This window comes from Pedobacter sp. AW31-3R, assembly GCF_052180285.1.
Taxonomy (GTDB): Bacteria; Bacteroidota; Bacteroidia; order Sphingobacteriales; family Sphingobacteriaceae; genus Pedobacter.
Genome location: NZ_CP197475.1, coordinates 5,490,844 through 5,511,417 on the forward strand (window position 1 = coordinate 5,490,844; position 20,574 = coordinate 5,511,417).

Genomic DNA, 20,574 nt, shown 5'->3' on the forward strand with positions numbered 1-20,574 from the left:
ATTTTAATCGATTCAATAACAGAGAATGTCGGAAAGGGTAAATGAAAAAGACACCCTTATTGCATTAAAAGCAGGTGATGAATCCGCTTTCAGGGAAATCTTTGACCAGAATTTCAGAAAGTTGTATACTTTTTCCTTCCGGTTGCTGAAAAATAAAGAACAGGCAGAAGAAGTTGTCAATGATACGCTGATGAATCTATGGACAAACAGGGAGCGGCTGAATCCGGAGTATCCTGTTGCCCCTTATCTCTATACCATTACCAGAAGGCTCTCCCTGAATGCCCTGCGGCAGATTGCAACCTCCCAGAAAGCCATCGATCAGTTGTGGTATAATATGGAAAATGTAAGCAATGACACGGAAGAATCCGTTTTATTGAGTGATTTACAGCGATTCACCGAAGCAGCACTGGTCAATCTCCCCCCACAGCAACAATTGATTTTCAGAATGAGCCGATTTGAAGGCTTAAACTACGATGAAATTGCAGAAAGACTGAACTTATCCAGGAATACCGTGAAAAACCATTTGGTTGCTGCCTTAAAAACCTTAAAAAATCATTTCAACCAGTCTGATATTGCTTATTTCCTCCTGGTCACTGTGTCTTTATTGAAAAAATAACAAAATATTTTCAATCCGACTAGTCCTAAATCCTTTTTGCCGTGTAATGCTTATATAAACCCAGTATAAAGGGAATATGAATACATGGTAAACAAACAACGGATAACTTTTTTACTTCAGCAATTTACAGACGGCACCCTCAGCAAAGAGGAGTATACGGAACTCATCAGACATTTCAACAGTAAAGGGAATGATGAGGATATGTTTGCGGCAATGGACGAAATCTGGAAGCATACAGAGGAAGAAATCTGGCATTCTGAAGAGGAAACCAACAGGGTGTATCAAAACCTGATTGCACACAAAGAATTTAACGCGATAAGCACTCCTGCCCCATTACCGGCAATACCTGTCAGGAAACTCTGGTACCGCATGGCAGCCGCCGCTGTTGTACTGGTGGCCTTTTCTACAGCTTTATATGTCTATACCAGCAATAATCCTGAACCTGCGAGCATACGTTTTGCCCAGCAGGACCTTGCCCCGGGAAGCAATAAGGCTACATTAACATTAGCAGATGGGAGGAAAATTAATTTAAATGCCGCAGGAAACGGGGAACTGGCCAAACAATCGGGCATATCCATTACAAAAACAAAAACAGGTGAACTGCTCTATACCGTAACCGCTCCTGCCGGGCCGAAAAACACAGACACTACTGTTCCGGAATACAACACCATCACCACACCGCGGGGAGGGGAATACCGGGTTAATTTACCTGATGGAACCAGTGTATGGTTAAATGCGGCCTCTTCTTTAAAATTCCCGGTCCAGTTCATGAAGAACGAACGTAGGGTGAGCCTGAATGGTGAAGCCTATTTTGAAGTTGCAAAAGCAGTTAAGCAGCAAGTGGTCCATGGTAGGTTACAGGAAGTACGGACACCTTTCATTGTGAAAACAGACCGTCAGGAAGTACAGGTATTGGGCACACATTTCAATGTGAATGCCTATGCCAATGAAACCACATTTAAAACCACATTATTGGAAGGCCTGGTCAATGTATCACTTCCCGGTACCTTACAGGACGTACAGCCAAAAGCCTATTATCTGCAGCCTGGTCAGCAGGCGATATTGAAAGGCAATATCATCAAAGTAACTACTGCCGATACAGAAGAGGCCATGGCCTGGAAAAATGGAATTTTTCTATTTAACGGGCAGGATTTAGAAGGCATTATGAAACAGGTGGAACGCTGGTATGATGTAGAGGTGGTTTTTGAGAACAATACGCTAAAAAGGCAAACCTTTACCGGTACACTATCCCGGTTTAAAAATATCTCCCAGTTACTGGAAGTATTGGAAACAACAGGTTCAGTTCACTTTGAAATGGAAGGAAGGAGGATCACTGCTATGAAATAAACTTTACATAGAAGTGAACACAGATCAATAAAAAACCGGGAATGGACCAACATCCCCGGCAATTAAAATCAGTGTTCAGATGAGACGTATTCACACATAACAACTTAACCACTAAACAACAAATGTAATGAAATTTCAGGATCTAATCCGGTCCGGGCATTCCGCCTGGGTAAATAATTCTATAGTTCGTGTTATGAAAATAATGGTACTACTAATGACCACCTTTTTGCTGCAGGTAAGCGCAGCAGGTTTCGCACAAAAAGTAAGCTTTAATAAGAATAATGCTTCCCTGAAGGAACTATTTACGGAAATCAGAAAACAGACAGGATACAACGTATTCTGGCAGGAAAATAAAGTAAATGACGCACTGACATTTAATGCCTCATTTAAAAACATCCCGCTTGAAGAGGTACTCAACTCCGTTTTACCGCAACAACAGCTGAATTATAAAATTGTAAACAAGACTGTTGTGGTTACCAAAAGAGAAAGAACACTCGTAGAAAAGGTGACTTCCTTCTTTACCAATATAATTGCAGAAGGTAAGATCACAGATGGGGAGACGGGTAAACCCATTCCCAATGTGACAGTGACCCTGAAAGGTTCTACACGTTCGGTAGTTGCCGACGAGAAAGGCTTTTTCAGGTTCTCCGGTTTACCGGAAAATGCTATCCTCCAGTTTTCAAGCATTGGTTATAAAGCTCATGAGGCCTCAGCAGCAGAAGCCATGCTGATCAGGATGACGGCCATTGCGCAGACACTGGAAGATGTAGTCGTTTCTACAGGTTACCAAAACATTAAAAAAGGAAGTACCACCGGGTCTTTTAGCGTACTTACAGCAAAAGATATAGAAAGTACCCCGAGCATCAACTTGATGGAGCGTATTCAGGGAAGAATTCCAGGAGTGCAGATCGATGTCAGAACGAATACGATCCAGATCAGGGGAACAAGTTCTTACCAGAATCAACCACCTCTGGTTGTTATCGATGGTTTTCCATCTCTTAACAAGGAACTCACAAAGGTGGCATCAGGACTCATAGATCCGAATCCAACCAATACCAATCAGCCTTCTACTACTGGTAATTCCATTATCAGCTCATTTAATCCTGCAGATATTGAAAGCATCACTTTCCTGAAAGATGCAGCTGCTTCTGCAATTTGGGGAGCGAAGGCAGCCAATGGTGTAATTGTCATTACCACCAAAAAAGGAAAAAAAGAGAAGTCAGATATTAATTTCAGCGCCACGGTAGGTACTTCTGCACCAGGGAATTTCTCTAACATGAATACCATGAGCAATGCCGAGTATATTGACCTGGAAAGGGAGTTAGTGGATAAAGGTTTTATCCAGGATCCCGTTGCAAATTTAATTGCTTCCCCAGCGAACGGTTACCGTACCGCACCGGTAAGTGAAGCGCAGCAATGGATGTTCAAAGCCAAAAGAAATCCAATATATGCTGCCCAAAGAGATTCAGCACTGAATGTTCTGGCCAACCGCTCCAACAGGGACCAGTTAAAAAAATACCTGTTACAGAGTGCCGTTACCCAACAATATAACCTCTCTTTTTCCGGAGGATCAGATTTCAGCACCTATTATGTGTCCGGAAACTATACGAAAGACCAGTCTGTATTCAAGGGCAATACCGGCGAAAAATACAATGTGCTCTCTAACCTGACCAACAATTTCCTGAACAACCGTATTACACTGACGACAGGACTGAACTACTCTTACTCCAAAAGTCAGGTAAACAGTGCGGCATTACAGGCCCTCAGCCTTGGAAGTTTCGGCCTTGCTCCCTATGAAATGCTGGTAGATGAAAATGGCAACAGGATACAGAAAGGGGTTACATTTACCACCAGTACTTCAGACAGTTTAACCAGAACGAAGAACCTGCTGCCATGGACCTACAATGCTATAGACGAGCTGAATTACAACAATACAATTAATACCAGTAACCAGATCAGAATTAACACTTCCCTGAATGGTAAAGTGACCGACTGGCTGAATATCAACGTATCCGGACAGCTTCAGAAGTCGATGGACGAGCAGCTAAATCTTCAGAATGAGAACAGCTTTTACACCAGAAACCTGATCAATACAGGAACGAATCCAACAAATGTGCCCATCACAGGCTCACGTTATGGCTTCCCTAAAGGAGGTATTTACAATACCGGAAAAATAAACAAAGACGATTATACCTTACGTGCCCAGTTTGAAATCAGAAAAGACTGGAACAGTAAGCACCACTTCGATATGATCGGTGGAACTGAAATCCGTCAGGAAAAATCGAGCGGATCCAGACAGATCCTGTATGGTTACAACGAAGACCTGTCTACTTCAGTAAATGTGAATACAGTTGGAACTGCAGCCAGGTACAATACAATTTATGCTGGTGGAACATCAAGTATTCCTGCTCCGCAAACCGGCATTTTCCGGAATACACGCAGGTACCTTTCGTATTATACCTCGGCAACCTATGCTTATCTGAATAAATATTTTATTACAGGAAGCGCCAGGTTTGATGATATCAATGTGCTTGGGGCCAGCAGAAAAGCACGTGCTACCCCACTTTGGTCGACCGGATTACGCTGGGATGTGACCAAGGAAGACTTTATGAAAGAGCTGGAATGGATCAGTTCTTTAACCCTTCGCGGTTCTTACGGTAAATCAGGAAACAACCCTGGTCAGTCGACAAACGTTTCGACGGTTACGCTTGGCTCTACGGACAGTTACTCACAGTTGCCCTACAGTACTATCGGATATCCCGTAAATCAGGATCTCGGATGGGAAATTACCGGAATGTTTAACCTGGGTCTTGATGCTGGTTTCTTTAACAACAGGGCAATCCTGAGTGTGGATGTGTATTCTAAACGCACAACGGATCTCCTGATGGGCTTACCACTTAACTCTGCCTATGGATGGACTTCGTTGAATTATAATGCAGGTACCTTATCAGGAAATGGAGTTGATATGAGCTTATTCGGAACTTTCATAAAAGCCAGAAACTGGGACTGGAGTGCCGACTTTAACTTTTCCTACAATACCAACAAAATTACGGAAAGCCGTATTGAGCCCCTCATTAATACCGGAGTCAGGCTGACACCAGGTTATGCCGTAGATAATATTTTCGTTTACCGCTGGGCAGGATTAGACAATACCGGAAAATCCCAGATTTATGATGCAAAAGGTGGTATTATTGCTTCAAATAATAACACTGTTGCCCTGGAAGACCTGGCATCAGGAGGAAGAACCATAGCACCATATTTCGGTGGCTTTGGTACCACGCTAAAATACAAGCAGCTGAGTTTATATGCCAGAGCCAGCTATAACCTTGGACACAAATTCCTGATCCAGAATATTGACCAGAGTTTATATCCGACAGGGGCAGGTTATGATGGCCTGATAGGAAATAACCAGGCTTTGGTAAACAGATGGAGACAACCTGGAGACGAAGCGTTTACAGATATTCCGGGCCTAACGGGTATTGATATCAATACGGTGAACAGATATATGTATTCCGACCTGAATATCAGAGATGCAGGAAACATTCGTTTACAACAGATCTCGCTGAATTATAATGTCCCTAAAAATGTGTTTAAAAGTACCCCGTTTATTAAAGGTATCCACATCGGCGCAACAGTAAGCAACCTTGGTTTACTATGGGTAGCCAATAAGGAAGGGGTAGATCCAAGCTACCAGATGACTGATAAATTCACGAATCTTCCTCCTACCCGTAATTATGTATTTAATATCAACCTATCCCTTTAACCTTCAGATCATGCAAAAAATTATATATAAAGTCCTGCTGTGCGGAATCATCTTCTGTGCTGTATCCTGCAGGAAGTATGTTGAAATAGCCCCGGAAAATACAAGGGTACTGGAACTCACTTCCGACTACCAACAATTATTATACAATACCACCACTACTGACAGAACTTATTTTATGCCGCTTTATGCGGGTGACGATATGGGCACAGCTGATGTCAGGTGGCAAAATTCACTTTCCCTGCTGCCAGGAAATATCTATACCTGGGCAGCGAAAAATTATACAGCTACCGAAGAAGATCAGGAGTGGCAGTACCTGTATCAGCAATTGTATTTGTGTAACAGCATCACAGAAGGTATCATGGATAGCAAAGGCGGTACAGAAAACCAGAAAAAAGCGGTGCTTTCTTCAGCATTGGTACATCGTGCATTTATTTACTATACGCTGGTTAATCTTTATGCAAAACAATATGATCCGGCAACAGCAGCAACAGATCCGGGTGTACCGCTGGTATTGGGAACCCGTTTCTTTACCGACCTTACCCGGGCAAGCGTACAAAAGGTGTATGATCAGATCCAAACAGATTTAACACAGGCCTTGCCTAACCTGCCCAACCTGCCGGATTTCAACAGCAATCCTTCCAAAGCAGCAGCATATGCTATACTTGCCCGTGTTTATCTGAACACAAGAGAGTTCAGCGAAGCTGAACGGAATGCGAATCTTGCCTTAGGTCTTCAAAGTACCCTGCTGGACCTGAAGGCCTATCTGGCTACTCCAAGGACTTACCCGGGAAGAATTGCCAATCCTGAAGAAATCCTGCTGAAAAAAGCAATACAAACGCCAGTCAGTTTCCCATTGAGTGAGGATGTTTTAAGTCTGTTCAGTACAACCGATTTAAGATATGTCCTGTTTACCGTTCCGGGAACAGGCTTATGGAATCCTACTTTCGACACCAGGGCATACAATAACAACCAGGTCAGCGTGGATGGCATATTTGTAGGTCCATGTGTACCGGAAATGATGCTGATCAAAGCGGAATGTGAAGCCAGGGCAGGTAATGTCGAAACCAGTTTAAGTGTAGTGAATGCCCTCCGCATCAAAAGATTCAAAACGGAAGACTACATGCCTTTAACAGCTTCCACGGCTAATGAAGCCCTGCATCAGGTGATCAACGAGAGAAGAAGAGAATTTGTCGGCCGCGGATTCCGCTGGTTTGACCAGAGAAGATTAAGCAAAGATGCAGGTTTCATCAGTGCCGTTACACGCAGTTACAGAGGTCAGACCTATACCCTGGAACCTGGCAGTAACAAATATATCTTCCCTATCGGCGATAAATACATTTTACTGAATCCTGAAATTGTTCAGAACCCCAGGTAAGCACAAAGACTTTAAAATTATTTTACTGTAATAACAACAAAAACATGAATGAACCTATCGTAAGTGTCAAAGGTTTATCTCACCGCTACAGCGTTCAATGGGCGGTAAAAGATATCAACTTCGACCTGACTAAAAACGGTATCTATGGACTGCTTGGCGCTAATGGCGCCGGCAAGTCCACTATTATGAATATTATGTGCGGGGTAATCAAACAAACCGACGGCGAGATATTCATTAAAGGCATTAACATGGGAGCACATCCTGAGCAGGCGAAACGCCATATTGGTTTCCTCCCCCAGCAGCCCCCTTTGCAAAACGACCTGACGGTGACTGAATTTCTTATACACAGCGCGAACATCCGTTTAATGGATTCTTCCAAAGTAAAAGCGGCCGTAGCAGAAGTAATGGATAAATGTGGTATCGCTCATTTCAGCAAACGACTGATCCGTAACCTTTCAGGTGGCTATCAGCAACGTGTAGGTATTGCACAGGCCATTATCCATAAGCCTGATTTCGTGGTACTCGATGAACCGACCAATGGATTAGACCCGAACCAGATCCTTGAGGTAAGGGGACTGATTAAGGAAATTGCTGAGGAACGTACCGTAGTGCTTTCCACCCATATCCTGCAGGAAGTTCAGGCGCTGTGTGACCATATCTGGATGATTAATGAAGGCAGTATGATTTTCTCCGGATCGATGAATGAATTCGACAACTATCTGGTACCAAATACACTGGTGGTTTCGCTGGTCTCTGCCCCTTCTGTAGCGGAACTGATGTCCGTTCCAGGAGTACTGGATGTGGAAGAACTGGGTGGTATCCGTTACCGGATCCGTTTTTCTGACGCGCAGGACCTGATCGAGCGTTTAGTGGAAACCAGTGTAACGAGAAAATGGCGACTGATTGAAATAGCCACAGAGAAGAATTCACTGGAGACTGTTTTTGCCGAACTCACAAAGAAAAAATTAAAGTAACCTACAGGTTCTAATTAGAAAGAATGCCGATAAGGCTTCATCACCTTTAAAAAGACAATATTCACTGATGAAACCATCATCAGCTTACCGCTTACAAACCGTAATGAATAAGCTGATGATAGCTTCATAACCGATAAAAAACAATATTCACTGATGAAACCATCATCAGCTTACCGCTTGCAAACCGTAATGAATAAGCTGATGATAGCTTCATAACCGATAAAAAACAATATTCACTGATGAAAACAATATATAATATTGCAAAAACCGAACTACAGGTGATGTTCTACTCCCCTGTAGCCTGGCTGATCCTGATTATTTTTACCTTTCAGGTAGGAATGGGATTCACGGCTTCCTATGATGGACTCATCAGGCTGGGAGTGATGAAAATCCCTTTGAACAATGCCACCATTAATACATTCGCCGGCTGGATGGGTGCCTTTACACAGGTACAGGCCTATTTATACCTGTACATCCCCTTGTTGACGATGAGTATCATGAGTCGCGAGCTGGGCAGCGGATCTATTAAACTCCTGTACTCCTCTCCGATTACCAATGCACAGATTATTCTCGGAAAATACCTTGCCTTAATGGTATTCGCACTGGCACTGATTGGCGTACTGACCATCTATGCCCTTTTCGGTGCACTGACCATTAACCATGCAGATATCCCTTTCCTGTTAACCGCAATGCTGGGCCTTTACCTGCTGGCTTGCGCTTATGCGGCAATCGGGTTATTTATGTCGTCCCTCACTTCCTATAACGTTGTAGCCGCACTGGGGACAGTGACCATTCTCGCGTTGCTGAACTATGTGAAAGGTGTAGGCCAGGATATCGAATTTGTACGCGACATTACCTATTGGCTTGCCATGACAGGCCGCAGCGGAACTTTTGTGGATGGTATGATCAACAGTGAGAACCTGCTGTACTTTATTACCGTAATTGCGCTGTTCCTCGGCTTTACCATCATCAAGCTTCAGGCAGGCAGACAGAAAAGTACCTGGACATCAACCCTGGGCAGATATGCAGCGGTATTTTTTGTGGCTATCCTGATCGGCTATTTCAGTTCGAAACCTTATGCAAAGGTGTACTATGATGCAACACGCACGAAAGAGAACACGCTGACAAAAAGCAGTCTGGAGGTCATGGAAAAATTGACCAGCGGGTTAACAATCCATACGTATAGCAATATGCTTGACCCTTCAGCCTATACTGCAATTCCTTCCGGCTATAAAGATGATGTGGCCCGTTTTGAGAAATACATCAGGTTTAAGCCGGATACAAAAATAGATTATACCTATTATTATCACCACTCCGACAATCCGATGCTGGAACGCATGTACCCTAAGCTGAATGATGTTCAGCGACTGGATACCCTGAAAAAACTGAACGGCTGGAAGTTTGATATTGTACCTTATAAAACCATCAGCAATACAGTTGACCTGGAGAAAGAAGAATTCCGTTTTGTAAGGGTACTGGAACTGGAAAACGGACGAAAAACCTTCCTCCGTTACTACAATGATCAGATGCGTTTGCCAGCGGAGTCTGAGATTACAGCAGCGATCAAACGTATGGTCATGAAACTTCCTGTAGTCGGTTTCTTAACCGGTCACGGTGAACGTGAAAGTCGCGGAGAGCAGGACCGCGGGTATAACATGGTGGCCAGTGAAAAGACTTTCCGCTATGCATTAATCAACCAGGGATTTGACTTCACTGATGTTACTCTGGCTAAAGCTATTCCGGATTCAATAAGAATTCTGGTGATTGCGGAGCCTAAACAACTGTTCACTGCAGAAGAACAGAAAAACCTGGATAGCTACATTAAACAGGGAGGAAACCTGATCATCGCCGGAGAGCCGGGAAGGCAAATACAGATGAATGCCATTACAGCACAGCTGGGGGTACAGTTCCTGCCGGGCAGACTCGTTAAGCCTAGCAACCAGTTCCAATCGGATTTGATGATCATGAAAGCCAAACAGACCGCGGCAGATTTTTCTTTTTACCTGAAAAACATGAAGAAGATGGAGGCAGTGCTAACAATGCCATCTGCCACAGCACTTGCTTATACAACGGACAAAGGGTTTAATGTAAAAACACTCTTCCAGACAGACTCTATAGGATCCTGGAATGAGCTGGAAACGACAAACTTTGCCGATGACAGCGTGAAACTGAATCCTGCAGCCGGAGAGGTGGAAAAATCCTATCCTACTGTGCTTGCCTTATCCAGAAAAGTACAGGGCAAAGAACAAAAAATCCTGATTACGGGTGATGCAGACTGGCTGAGTAATGGTGAGCTGGGCATGAGCCGTAATGGTGTGGATGCATCCAACTTTTCACTGATCGCAGGTAGCTTCTTCTGGCTTTCCGATGGGGAAGTACCTATAGATATGCGCCGCGAACCAGGGCCTGATACCTCATTGCGTATTGGTGAAGGTGAATGGGCATATTTTGGTGTTTTCCTTAAATGGGGATTACCGGCAATATTGATCATCGTCAGCCTGATTATCTGGATACGCAGAAGAGGCAGATAAGCAATGGGGTATAACACCATTAGAAAAGAACTTAATCAAGGTATAAACCAATAAACAACATGAGTTTTTCAGTTGATAAACAAACATTAGACGACCTGAATATCTTCACTAAAAAGGGACGTGATTCTGTTTTCGGGCTCTTTAACCGTAACCGCACACGTGGCGGCGCTGAAATCCTGGAGCAAATGTTCCGGTATCCTTTATCGGATGCCGGAGCAATTAACCAGCGCAGCCGGATCATCAGGTTTTTTCAGACCAGCAAGATGACTTTCCCCTTTAATGAAGAATGGTTCGACCTGATTGAGCAGTACCTGAGTAATGTGGATGAACGCAGTAAGCTATCCCAGGAAGAAAATAAGCTGGGCAGAACGTTCAACAACCTGATTGGGGCAGATACAGCATATAGACAGGTAGCCAAAGCGGTAACTGCGGTGATTGACATGATGAATGCCTTTCAGCAATTCCTCGATCAGCTAAGTACCCATAAAGACCATGCCTCTTATCTGGAAGAGACGGAAGCGATTAAAGCTATATTCGGTGATGCGGAACTACAGCATGTACTCCAGGATGCGGGGAAAGAAAAGCAGACTTATGAAAAGACGGCGGAATATGATCAGCTGCTGCGTTTTAAAAAGAAAAGCCTGCTACAGAAACTGCTGTCCTTTGCCTATCAGCTGGATGTGTATATTGCTGTCGCCAACGTTGCGGAAAGCCGGAAATTTGTATTTCCACTGGCACTTTCCGGTACTGAAGACACGATGAAGCTGGAAGGGCTCTACCATCCGCTCTTGGAAAAGGCCATTGACAACGACCTTCTGGTGACGCCCCGGAGTAACTTTATCTTTCTTACCGGAGCAAATATGGCCGGTAAGTCGACCTTTATGAAATCATTGGGCATCACCGTATTCTTAGCCCATATGGGATTTCCCGTGCCGGCAGGAAAAATGGAATTCCCAGTCATGGACGGACTATTTAGTACCATTAACCTGCCGGATGACCTGAGCATGGGATACAGCCATTTTTATGCGGAAGTATTGCGGGTAAAGAAGGTAGCAGAGCAACTTGCACAGTCCCGTAAGCTCTTTGTTATTTTTGACGAGCTTTTTCGGGGAACCAATGTAAAGGATGCCTATGAAGCTACTGTGGCCCTTACTGCAGCTTTCGCCCGTAAAAAGAACTGCATTTTTGTGGTCTCAACACATATTATTGAGGCCGGAGAGACGTTGAAAGACCGCTGTAATAATATTCAGTTCTGCTACCTTCCTACCCTCATGGATGGTGAAAAACCGGTATATACGTATAAGCTAAAAGCTGGTATTACCGAAGACCGCCATGGGATGATTATTATCCATAATGAAGGCATTATTGATATTTTAAAGATTAACACGAATTAAGCCATGCCATTTGTAACTGACAAACAAACACTGGACGATTTAAATATATTGGGTAAATACCGCAACAGTTCTGTGCTGAATCTCTTTAATGTAACCAGGACAGCTGGTGGTGAACGCTTACTCGAGTTGATGTTCCAGCATCCCCTGACCGATGCGGGAGAGATCAATCAACGTAGCCAGGTCTTTCAGTATTATGAGACAAAAGGCCTTGTGTTTCCCTTTAACCAGGATGAGCTGATCGCCACCGGGAATTATTTAAGTGGCCCCGGTGCTTCAAACTTCCTGCTCGCAGCCGCGCAGACTGGCAGGCGCAAAATACTGTACTTACTTGGCCTGAAACAGGAACATGACCTGGTAGCGGAGGGGCTTTCCGCTGCCATTAAGATGCTGGACGCCATTCATCAGTTTGTGTCGGGTTTATTACTGGAGGATCCCGAAAGTCCATTTTCCACTCCCCTAAGCGAAGTGAAAAACATATTTACCCATCCGCAACTGAAATGGCTCTCCTCCGCGGCCCAGGAATTGTCTTCAGGTAAGCCCCTGTCCTTTTTCCAGGGCCTGCAGTATGACTATCTATTTCGGACGGTACTCAGAGAGGAAATGGAAACGGTGATGCAACTGGTCTATACCATGGATGTATACATGGCTGTAGCCGAAGTTTCAAAGGCCAAAGGATTTAGCTACGCAAATGCTCTACCGGCAGACCAGCATCAGCTTTACATTGACAATGGCTTTCATCCCTGCTTGGAAAAGGCCGTTCCCAATTCTGTTGCCCAGCATGCGGAAAACAATATGATCTTTTTAACAGGAGCCAATATGGCGGGTAAGTCGACCTATATGAAGACTTTTGGTATCCTCGTGTACCTTGCCCACATGGGCTTTCCTGTTTCGGCAAAATCTATGGTCTTTTCAGTAAAAGAGGGGATGTACACTTCTATCAATGTACCGGACGACCTGAATATGGGCTATAGCCATTTTTATGCAGAAGTGTTACGCGTAAAAAAAATAGCGCAGGAGGTCAGTTCGCCGAAAAACCTGGTCGTGATCTTTGACGAGCTGTTTAAGGGGACCAATGTGAAGGATGCATACGATGCTACCCTTGCTGTTGCTGAAGTTTTTGCACAGCACCGCAATTGCTTTTATATCATCTCCACCCACATTGTAGAGGTCGGTGAGGCCTTGGGCAAACAGGTGAACAATGTTAGCTTTGTCTATATGCCAACAGAAATGGAGGGTAAAATTCCGGTGTATCCTTACCGCGCCAAAGAAGGGATCAGCAGTGACAGACATGGGATGATGATCATAGAAAATGAAGGTATTCTGGATATCATAGGGGATTAACACGAAAATAGCGATCAGGCAAATGATCTTTTTACCTGATCGCTGTAATTTTTATAATTTATCCCACCACATTCTCGTATTGATATTATCTGGACCTTGTTGAACAATGACCTTATCATAATTCTCTTTATTGGAGGTCCGGTCCGCAACAGGATATGCCTGCCGCCTCGGAATACCTGCCGTATTGGTTGTCCCTGGCCCGGGTTGAAGCACAGGAAACCCAGTTCTTTTCCATTCTGCCCATGCTTCCCAGCCATTAAGGAATAAATGAATCCACCTTTGGGTGGAGATCTGCTGTATGGCAGTTGCCGGATTATACAGGATACCGGTTTCACTTTTAAATGTTGCATCTGGTACTCCGTAAAGGGCAAGGGAGGCATCTATACCGGCTTCATATTTTTCCTTTGCGGTAACATCGCCACCTGCAATCCAGCCTAATTTGGCGGCTTCTGCCTCAGCAAATAAAACCTGGGCATACGTTAACCAATAAGCCGGAGAATCTTGTTGCCTGAATGCATTCCCAAGCCTGCTAAAGGCATTGGGGATATTGATCTGGGTGATCCTTCCATATTCCAGCCCCCTGATGGTTCCATTAGGCAAAGTTTCAGCAAACACGGGCAAACGGGGGTCATCCTCCCTACCATTTGCTTTCATATAATTCACCAGCGGCAAGCTGATGGCAAAGTCATTCCGGTTTGAAATTGAATAGTTTACATACCAGGGGTTATTATTTACAGGATCTCCACTGAGATACGTATAGCTGATATCTTCCCCGCTCCCAATAACATCTGGAAGGGCGGCGTTGAATTCAGTTGCAGCTAAGCCTGAAGCCGCAGGATATACCTTAGACATTCTCAGTGCCATAAACAATCTCTGGGTAGCGGCAAATTTTTTCCATCTGGCCATATCTCCACCCAACAGAACATCGCCCTGCATTCCTGTTCCGCCCTCATCAATTTGGGCAGCCGCTTCTTTCAGCTCTTTAAACAAATCGGCATAAATCAATTCCTGTTTCTGGTAGGCTGGTGTTAAATTATCCGCCCCCTTTAGTGCTTCCTCATAGGGAAGGTCACCCCAACGGTCAGTCAGTTTCCAGAAAACAAATGCTTTTAGAATCCGGGCGGCCGCCAATTGATTATTGGTCGCACCGTTTGCTCCCGGTTCAGCCTCAAGCGTGCCGGCAGTATTAAAATCAATTATTTTCTGGAGGTTAATGAGCGCTCCGGAATAGTATGCCCCATAGGCTTGTCCCGCCGCCGCATCAGCATAGTTGGAGCTGGTTAAATATGGGCCTTCAGACATATGCTGTGCCCAGATGAAACCTATGTTATTTCCTACCACCAGTGCAGGCAGAGATTGAGCCTGTCCCGTAGTGGTTGTCACAGATCCCGACAGGGCTTGTAATGCATTGGTAAATAAAGAGCGCGTGGTTGGGTTAGGTACCTTCGTCGGATCGATATTCATATCCCCAAAGTCCTCTATTTTCTTACACCCAGTGATAAGCAATCCTGCTAAAAGGGATAATGCTATGTATTTGCTAAACTTGATCATTTCTTTGTGTTTAAGATTAAAACCCGATTCTTAAATTAAAACCAATTGTCCTGGTTTGTGGCAACTGGCCACCCTCCTGCCAGAAGTTTTCTAATTCTGAGGGGTCTACACCATATTTTTTACCTGGTGCTGAGATCAACCAGGCATTTCCAACAATGAACGCCAGGTTAGCAGACTTCAGGCCTTTAATTTTTGATTGTAAATATTCAGAAGGAACGGTATATCCCAACCGGATCTCTCTTAATTTCAGATAGGATGCACTGATCAGGAACATCTCACCAGCGCCGTTTTGCATCCCTGTATAGAATGCGGAACTTGCTTCGATATACCTTTCATTGGGCTGTCCGTTGGCCAAAACTCCGGGAAACTTATATCCACCACCCTGACTCACAGGCAATCTCCAGTCTATTCCTTTATCGTTTAAACCAACCGTCTCCTGGGACAATCCGCTTCCCATATTGAATGCACGGGTCGTAGAGTTAAACAATCCTCCTTTTTGGAAATCGAATGAAAGTCCCAAATCAAAGTTAAATACACGCAGGGAACTATAGCCCCCACCTGTATATCTTGGTCTTGCATAACCTATAAATTGTCCTGTGGTAAATGTGGGTTGTCCCGAAGCAGCAATGATCATATTCCCATTTTCATCGCGGTTAAACTTGTTCCCCAGGATTTTCCCCCATTCCTCACCTTCGGTCAGGTTCAGTGAACTTCCGAAAAAAGTTGAGTTTTGATACAGTACGTTTTTCTGGGTTTCTGTAATTTCATCAACCATTGTTTTACTACGGCTATAATTTACAGACAAATCCCATGAGATATTTTTCGACTTAACAGGAGAACCGGTAAGGGACAGTTCTATCCCCTTATTGGTTAATCTTCCTGCATTGATCAGGTTTGTGGTATACCCTGTTGCTGCATTGGCAGTAACAGCGATGATCTGATCTTTATTGCTATTTTTGAAATAAGAGAAATCTACCCCGATTCTGTCTCCTAAAAACCTGATCTCGGTACCAAATTCCAAAGCTCCGGAAAGTGCCGGCTTAATTCTACCATCCCGTAACTGATCACCGATGTTCATTGATGCATTATCCCCATACGCTTGCCTGACATCATATTGGATTAACAATCTGTAAGGATCGATATCAGATCCAACCTGTGCGTAGGACGCTCTTAATTTAGTAAATGAAACAATGTTTTTTATACCCTCAGGATAAAAATTAGAAACTATAAATGAAGCCGCCACCGATGGATAAAAGTAAGAATTCAGGTCTGGGGCAAATACAGATGACCAGTCATTTCTTGCGGTAACATCCAGATAAAGAAAGCCTTTGTAACCCAGAGAAGCCCTTCCATAAATACTGCGCACTTCTTTTTCATAATAGGTATTTTCAAGAATGGGCTTTGAAACCGAAGCCAGGAGATTAAAATAATTACGGAAGGTAAGTCCTCCATTGGTCTCCCCTCTGTAGCCCTCTCTTCGTTCGTGCCTTACATTCCCCCCTACCAGTGCATCGAGGTTAAAATCTCCGAATGTTTTTTTATAATTCAGGTTCAGCTCATAGTTAAACTCATTATTGTTGTCCTTCGTCTCTTTATAATAATCCTGCTGCAAGCCTCCGGTAGCCATACGCTCATCACTTAAAATATTATTTAAGTCTCCGCGAAGAATCCCCTGAATGGAAAGTTCCGGGAGGATATTATATTTTAAGGCCATATTACCAACAATACGTGTCCTTCTTGAAGTACGGAAGTTGTTGTTCGCTACCCAAAACGGATTATCCCAATATTGTGGTGTATTAATTGCAGATAAGTCTCCGCTGCCATTGGGATCTCCGATATTCCATGAAGTAGGGTTGCCATTTGGAAGCGTCTGATTGTTCTCCATTTCAGTCATATCCAGTTGCCGCTGAAACCATTGGTTAAACCCCTGGACAACATTTAGTCCGTCATTTCTGTACGTTTCATAAGGCTGTCCGCGCCTTTCTTCCCTGGATACCTGCAGGTCAGTAGAAAGCGTCAGCTTCTTGCTCACATCAAAATTTCCATTGATATTGAGGATATTCATTGTTCTTTTTGAATTCTGCTGGATAAGTGTCCTATCCTGATTGGTATAGCCCACACGGAAATTATATTTTTCCCCGCCCGTAGTCATGGCGAGTGTATTGATAAAATTGCCACCTTTCTGCAGATAGTCTTTAACGTTGTTCGGCTGTGCAGTGAGCGGCACTAATTTCCCGAAGTTTTCTCCAGCCTGCCAGCTGTAATATGGACGATAGAGTGAACCGTCGATCTTCGGTCCAAAACTTGCATCTGCACCATATTCAAGCATTTTCTGCCCATTAAAGGCAGCCCATGATGCGGGGTGAACCGCGGGATCATAGGTAAAGATTGGCCACTCTGCAGTATAACCACCAGCGTATTCATTTTGATAGTCTGGCAATAGAGACACGCTCTCTACCGTATATCCGGTATTAAACTCAACGGTTGTACCCACATTACGGGAACCTTTTTTGGTAGTGATTACGACTACCCCGTTATAGGCCCTCTGGCCATATAATGCCGAAGCCGCCCCCCCCTTTAACACACTAATGCTTTCCACATTATCCATGTTTACGTTATCCGCAGTAGTTGGGGTTCCGTCGATCACGTACAGCGGATCCCCAAGTGAAATACCGTTTATACCACGGATAATAATAGAGGCGTTGTCAAATGAGGAACTTGGAGACCCATTTAACTGTACACCTGCAACTTTCCCTGTAAGAGCTGTGGTCACATCGGTATTTCTGGCAATCGTCAGCTTAGCACCATCGACTTTACCCACCGAATACCCAAGGGCATTTGCCTCACGGGTTCCACCAATCCCCGTAACCACTACCTCACTGAGGTTCGTATATGCCGATAGGACTACATTCAGCACATTTGAGGGGCCCAGAGTAATGGATCGGGCATTGTATCCAATAAAAGTAAATTGTAATACAGTAGCCGATGAAGGTACACTTATCGTGTATTTCCCGGCAGCATTTGTAGTGGTTAAAATATTGGTGTTTCTGAGTCTGACACTTACGCCAGGGAGCGGGAGTCCGTCATCCTGCCCCGTCACTGTTCCGGTTATGGTTCGGTCCTGTGCCATTGCTAAATTTGCGCACAACAGCATCATGAACAAACTTTGTAAAAGTCTTTTCATAAGAATTAAGGTTTATGGTTAATAGTTACCTTAATTTAACGCGACACTTTAAGACAAAAAAACGCTTTTGCCACAAAAACAGCCTCCCCTTTATTAAAAAACAGGCACAAACGAAAGTAAAACACAAAAAAAACCACAAAACAACAACAAAAACCGCCTTATCGAAACGAAAAATTGTAGAAAAGACGACCTAAGGAAAAATGGCCCAAAATAAGGTTCAAAAAAAAGCCAATACAACATACAGTCGAATAGTTGTCACATTGGCAATAGGTAACAGGTTTAAACCACCATATTACGGGTGACACATCACAAGTCACCTCATGGCCGCCGATGCTGACCAAATAGGAGACAAATTCCAATTTAAAACGGAAAAGGTAATAAATGAATCCCCATATTGACCCGTGTTTGATGAACGAATCTTACTCTTGCCATAAGAATTTAGAGGAAAGAATTCAGGGGAATGGCATTTCAGAAAACTGAACCCAATGGAACTGGGTTCAGCGTATTTTAGGATTAATCGACAGCAATATGTATAAAGGCAATTAATCGTTCTTCAAATAAGGGCACCTGAAAAACCTGTTCATTTTTGCTGAGGATAATTGCCGTATCGGTAAAGATGAGCGTATATAGGTCATACTCACTGATGTCAGGCTGTCTGATAATGATGGTATCCTCTATATTGGTGAATTCAAAAGTCTGGTTGCTCTTTAGTCCCAGATTCATGTAGTCAGTAAAAGTACTTTTTGCGGTAGCGTAAAAAATATCAGCAGTAACACCTTTGTTGTTTGGAATTGTAATCATGGTATGTTTCATTAGGTACCTGGTTAACAAATCCAGGTACCTAATGTTTCATAAGGATCAAATGTTTGTGGCCATGCCCTTCTTTTACAGTTCGTTTGGTCATATTCACCCTGCCTTGCAGCCGACTATTTAAGGATCAATATCGGCTCACAAGCATTTGCGGCCAATGCTTCTGTAGTACTGTTATGCGTAACCTTATAGAAAAAACTATACTTACCCGGTAAGGCAGTAACCAGTTGTACATCATTTGACCTGGCAAACTTAAGGATGCCTTTTACAGTATTTTTATCTTCTGCATAATGGATCTGATATTTATATCCTTCCAATAGTCCTTTCAACATTTCCGCATGTTCTTCCTCATGAGAAATATGTTTTTGTTTCGGATCAATATTCAGGATCAATAATTCCGGGTGGAGCCAATCGAGTGGACTATGCAGACTTTTCAGGATACTCAGTCGCGACACCATCGCGAAATCACAGGGCACCAGCGCCCGCTCTATTTTTTGATATTTGGTACATGCCGGAACAATTAGCACCGGTACAGGGCTTGTTCTGGCAATACTAACAATATACTGTCCGATATAACTTTCCTGCTGTGAGGATGGATCATCACCACCGACAATGAGCAAATCAGGTTTAATTTCTGCGATCAACTGATGAATGGAGCGCAACAGGGGAAGCTCGCTGATCGACCGTTCTATAGTTACTGAGGGATCGCATTTACTGAGTAGGCGCCTGGTCAGACTATTTAGATGTTTATTTACTTCCAGCCGTTCTGCCTGGATATCTTCTTCACTTAACTGGACAAAATCTGCCGTGGGCAATATTTGTTCATAGACAGATTTATAAAATGTTTTTAGGAGTACGATGCGATCTACTTTTACATCTTTTATCAATTCAACGGCATATTCCAGCGCATTTGCAGAGGTCTCGGAAAAATCTACAGGGATCAGTAATGTTTTCATCAGAATATAATTGTTTTTTAAAGGTGATGAAGCTATCATGTACCTATTCATTGCTGTTTGCAAGCGGCAGGCTTATGATGGTTTCATCAGTGGCTATTTATTTATAGGTTAAAAGTGATGATGATTTATACGTATCCTCTAGGCCTCCTGCACACAAGTTCATCTATTTTTGTGAATCTTAAGCTCATCATGTTTTCATTTTATATACTGGTTATACCTAATATATATAATACGCTAAAAACAGCCCTAAATGTACAATTAAACCTTAAATAATTATTTACTCCACTCCAATTGGAACCTGTTAAGGCACCGCCTTTCCTGCCCATAGGATAACTGCCACCACTGAGGAAGGGCTGTACAAGAAAAATTTTTATAACTTTATCCCTGTACACAAACCACCTGCATCCATAGAAAATACAGATATCCATTGTTGGAACAGGAAAAAACGTGTTGACAGTAATTTTATAGATAAAATAGCCTCACTGGGTTAACATTACGTCCAGTGTCTAAAATAAACCGACTTATGATCAGAATAAATCAGGAAACAGCAACTCAGGTGTTGCAGGAAGTAAAAAAAGGAGATCTGATCACCGATACTTTTAGTAAAACAGGCATTGTGGAAGATATTGAAGTGACCGATGAAGGGATTTACCGGGTATATACCTATTCACTTGTAACCGGCAGAACCATTGTGATTAAAAAATAAAAACTCATTATTTCCTCTCCGGGGAT

The 20,574-nt window shown here is 43.5% G+C and carries 13 protein-coding genes; 9 read left to right on the forward strand and 4 right to left on the reverse strand.

Translation table 11 applies throughout. The features are described from left to right. The first annotated feature begins 25 nt into the window (after positions 1-25). From ACSBL2_RS22485 to ACSBL2_RS22520, 8 genes are all read left to right on the forward strand, one after another. Positions 26-616 carry an RNA polymerase sigma factor gene (locus ACSBL2_RS22485; protein ID WP_442588806.1) on the forward strand — a complete coding sequence of 197 codons (591 nt, stop codon included), beginning with the start codon at positions 26-28 and terminating at the stop codon, positions 614-616. Positions 617-700: 84 nt separating this feature from the next. Further along, the gene (locus tag ACSBL2_RS22490) at positions 701-1,963 is read left to right on the forward strand and encodes a FecR family protein (protein WP_442588807.1); all 1,263 of its coding nucleotides are present in this window, start codon (positions 701-703) and stop codon (positions 1,961-1,963) included. A gap of 193 nt (positions 1,964-2,156) precedes the next feature. After that, the gene (locus ACSBL2_RS22495; protein ID WP_442588808.1) at positions 2,157-5,726 is read left to right on the forward strand and encodes a SusC/RagA family TonB-linked outer membrane protein; all 3,570 of its coding nucleotides are present in this window, start codon (positions 2,157-2,159) and stop codon (positions 5,724-5,726) included. Between the two features lie 10 nt (positions 5,727-5,736). Continuing rightward, positions 5,737-7,101, forward strand: a complete 1,365-nt coding sequence (locus tag ACSBL2_RS22500) for a RagB/SusD family nutrient uptake outer membrane protein (RefSeq protein WP_442588809.1) — start codon at positions 5,737-5,739, stop codon at positions 7,099-7,101. Between the two features lie 44 nt (positions 7,102-7,145). Next, positions 7,146-8,075 (forward strand): ABC transporter ATP-binding protein, encoded by a 930-nt coding sequence (locus ACSBL2_RS22505; protein ID WP_442588810.1) that lies wholly within the window; start codon positions 7,146-7,148, stop codon positions 8,073-8,075. 239 nt (positions 8,076-8,314) lie between these two features. Then, positions 8,315-10,606, forward strand: a complete 2,292-nt coding sequence (locus ACSBL2_RS22510; protein ID WP_442588811.1) for a Gldg family protein — start codon at positions 8,315-8,317, stop codon at positions 10,604-10,606. A gap of 59 nt (positions 10,607-10,665) precedes the next feature. Then, positions 10,666-12,000 (forward strand): MutS-related protein, encoded by a 1,335-nt coding sequence (locus ACSBL2_RS22515; protein WP_442588812.1) that lies wholly within the window; start codon positions 10,666-10,668, stop codon positions 11,998-12,000. 3 nt (positions 12,001-12,003) lie between these two features. Further along, a complete protein-coding gene (locus tag ACSBL2_RS22520) occupies positions 12,004-13,341 on the forward strand; it encodes a MutS-related protein (protein WP_442588813.1) in 1,338 nt (445 codons plus the stop codon). Between the two features lie 51 nt (positions 13,342-13,392). On the opposite strand, the gene ACSBL2_RS22525 is transcribed toward ACSBL2_RS22520, so the two are convergent. The 4 genes from ACSBL2_RS22525 to ACSBL2_RS22540 form a co-directional block, all read right to left on the reverse strand. Further along, the gene (locus tag ACSBL2_RS22525; protein WP_442588814.1) at positions 13,393-14,892 is read right to left on the reverse strand and encodes a SusD/RagB family nutrient-binding outer membrane lipoprotein; all 1,500 of its coding nucleotides are present in this window, start codon (positions 14,890-14,892) and stop codon (positions 13,393-13,395) included. Between the two features lie 16 nt (positions 14,893-14,908). Continuing rightward, positions 14,909-18,076 carry a SusC/RagA family TonB-linked outer membrane protein gene (locus ACSBL2_RS22530; RefSeq protein ID WP_442588815.1) on the reverse strand — a complete coding sequence of 1,056 codons (3,168 nt, stop codon included), beginning with the start codon at positions 18,074-18,076 and terminating at the stop codon, positions 14,909-14,911. A 513-nt stretch (positions 18,077-18,589) separates the two neighbouring features. After that, positions 18,590-18,889 (reverse strand): hypothetical protein, encoded by a 300-nt coding sequence (locus ACSBL2_RS22535; RefSeq protein ID WP_442588816.1) that lies wholly within the window; start codon positions 18,887-18,889, stop codon positions 18,590-18,592. Between the two features lie 113 nt (positions 18,890-19,002). Then, entirely contained in the window at positions 19,003-19,842 is an 840-nt protein-coding gene (locus ACSBL2_RS22540) for a universal stress protein (RefSeq protein ID WP_442588817.1), read from the reverse strand. A 523-nt stretch (positions 19,843-20,365) separates the two neighbouring features. Here ACSBL2_RS22540 and ACSBL2_RS22545 point away from each other — a divergent pair. Beyond that, positions 20,366-20,548: a hypothetical protein gene (locus ACSBL2_RS22545; protein ID WP_442588818.1), complete on the forward strand. Its 183-nt coding sequence runs from the start codon at positions 20,366-20,368 to the stop codon at positions 20,546-20,548. Positions 20,549-20,574: the final 26 nt, after the last annotated feature.

What these genes read in the sequence shown, in the direction of transcription:
- ACSBL2_RS22545 (WP_442588818.1), top strand. Translation starts at nt 20,366, where the DNA reads ATGATCAGAATAAATCAGGAAACAGCAACTCAGGTGTTGCAGGAAGTA.
- ACSBL2_RS22510 (WP_442588811.1), top strand. Translation starts at nt 8,315, where the DNA reads ATGAAAACAATATATAATATTGCAAAAACCGAACTACAGGTGATGTTC.
- ACSBL2_RS22505 (WP_442588810.1), top strand. Translation starts at nt 7,146, where the DNA reads ATGAATGAACCTATCGTAAGTGTCAAAGGTTTATCTCACCGCTACAGC.
- ACSBL2_RS22535 (WP_442588816.1), bottom strand. Translation starts at nt 18,889, where the DNA reads ATGAAACATACCATGATTACAATTCCAAACAACAAAGGTGTTACTGCT.
- ACSBL2_RS22520 (WP_442588813.1), top strand. Translation starts at nt 12,004, where the DNA reads ATGCCATTTGTAACTGACAAACAAACACTGGACGATTTAAATATATTG.
- ACSBL2_RS22525 (WP_442588814.1), bottom strand. Translation starts at nt 14,892, where the DNA reads ATGATCAAGTTTAGCAAATACATAGCATTATCCCTTTTAGCAGGATTG.
- ACSBL2_RS22540 (WP_442588817.1), bottom strand. Translation starts at nt 19,842, where the DNA reads ATGAAAACATTACTGATCCCTGTAGATTTTTCCGAGACCTCTGCAAAT.
- ACSBL2_RS22500 (WP_442588809.1), top strand. Translation starts at nt 5,737, where the DNA reads ATGCAAAAAATTATATATAAAGTCCTGCTGTGCGGAATCATCTTCTGT.
- ACSBL2_RS22495 (WP_442588808.1), top strand. Translation starts at nt 2,157, where the DNA reads ATGAAAATAATGGTACTACTAATGACCACCTTTTTGCTGCAGGTAAGC.
- ACSBL2_RS22485 (WP_442588806.1), top strand. Translation starts at nt 26, where the DNA reads ATGTCGGAAAGGGTAAATGAAAAAGACACCCTTATTGCATTAAAAGCA.
- ACSBL2_RS22530 (WP_442588815.1), bottom strand. Translation starts at nt 18,076, where the DNA reads ATGAAAAGACTTTTACAAAGTTTGTTCATGATGCTGTTGTGCGCAAAT.
- ACSBL2_RS22515 (WP_442588812.1), top strand. Translation starts at nt 10,666, where the DNA reads ATGAGTTTTTCAGTTGATAAACAAACATTAGACGACCTGAATATCTTC.
- ACSBL2_RS22490 (WP_442588807.1), top strand. Translation starts at nt 701, where the DNA reads ATGGTAAACAAACAACGGATAACTTTTTTACTTCAGCAATTTACAGAC.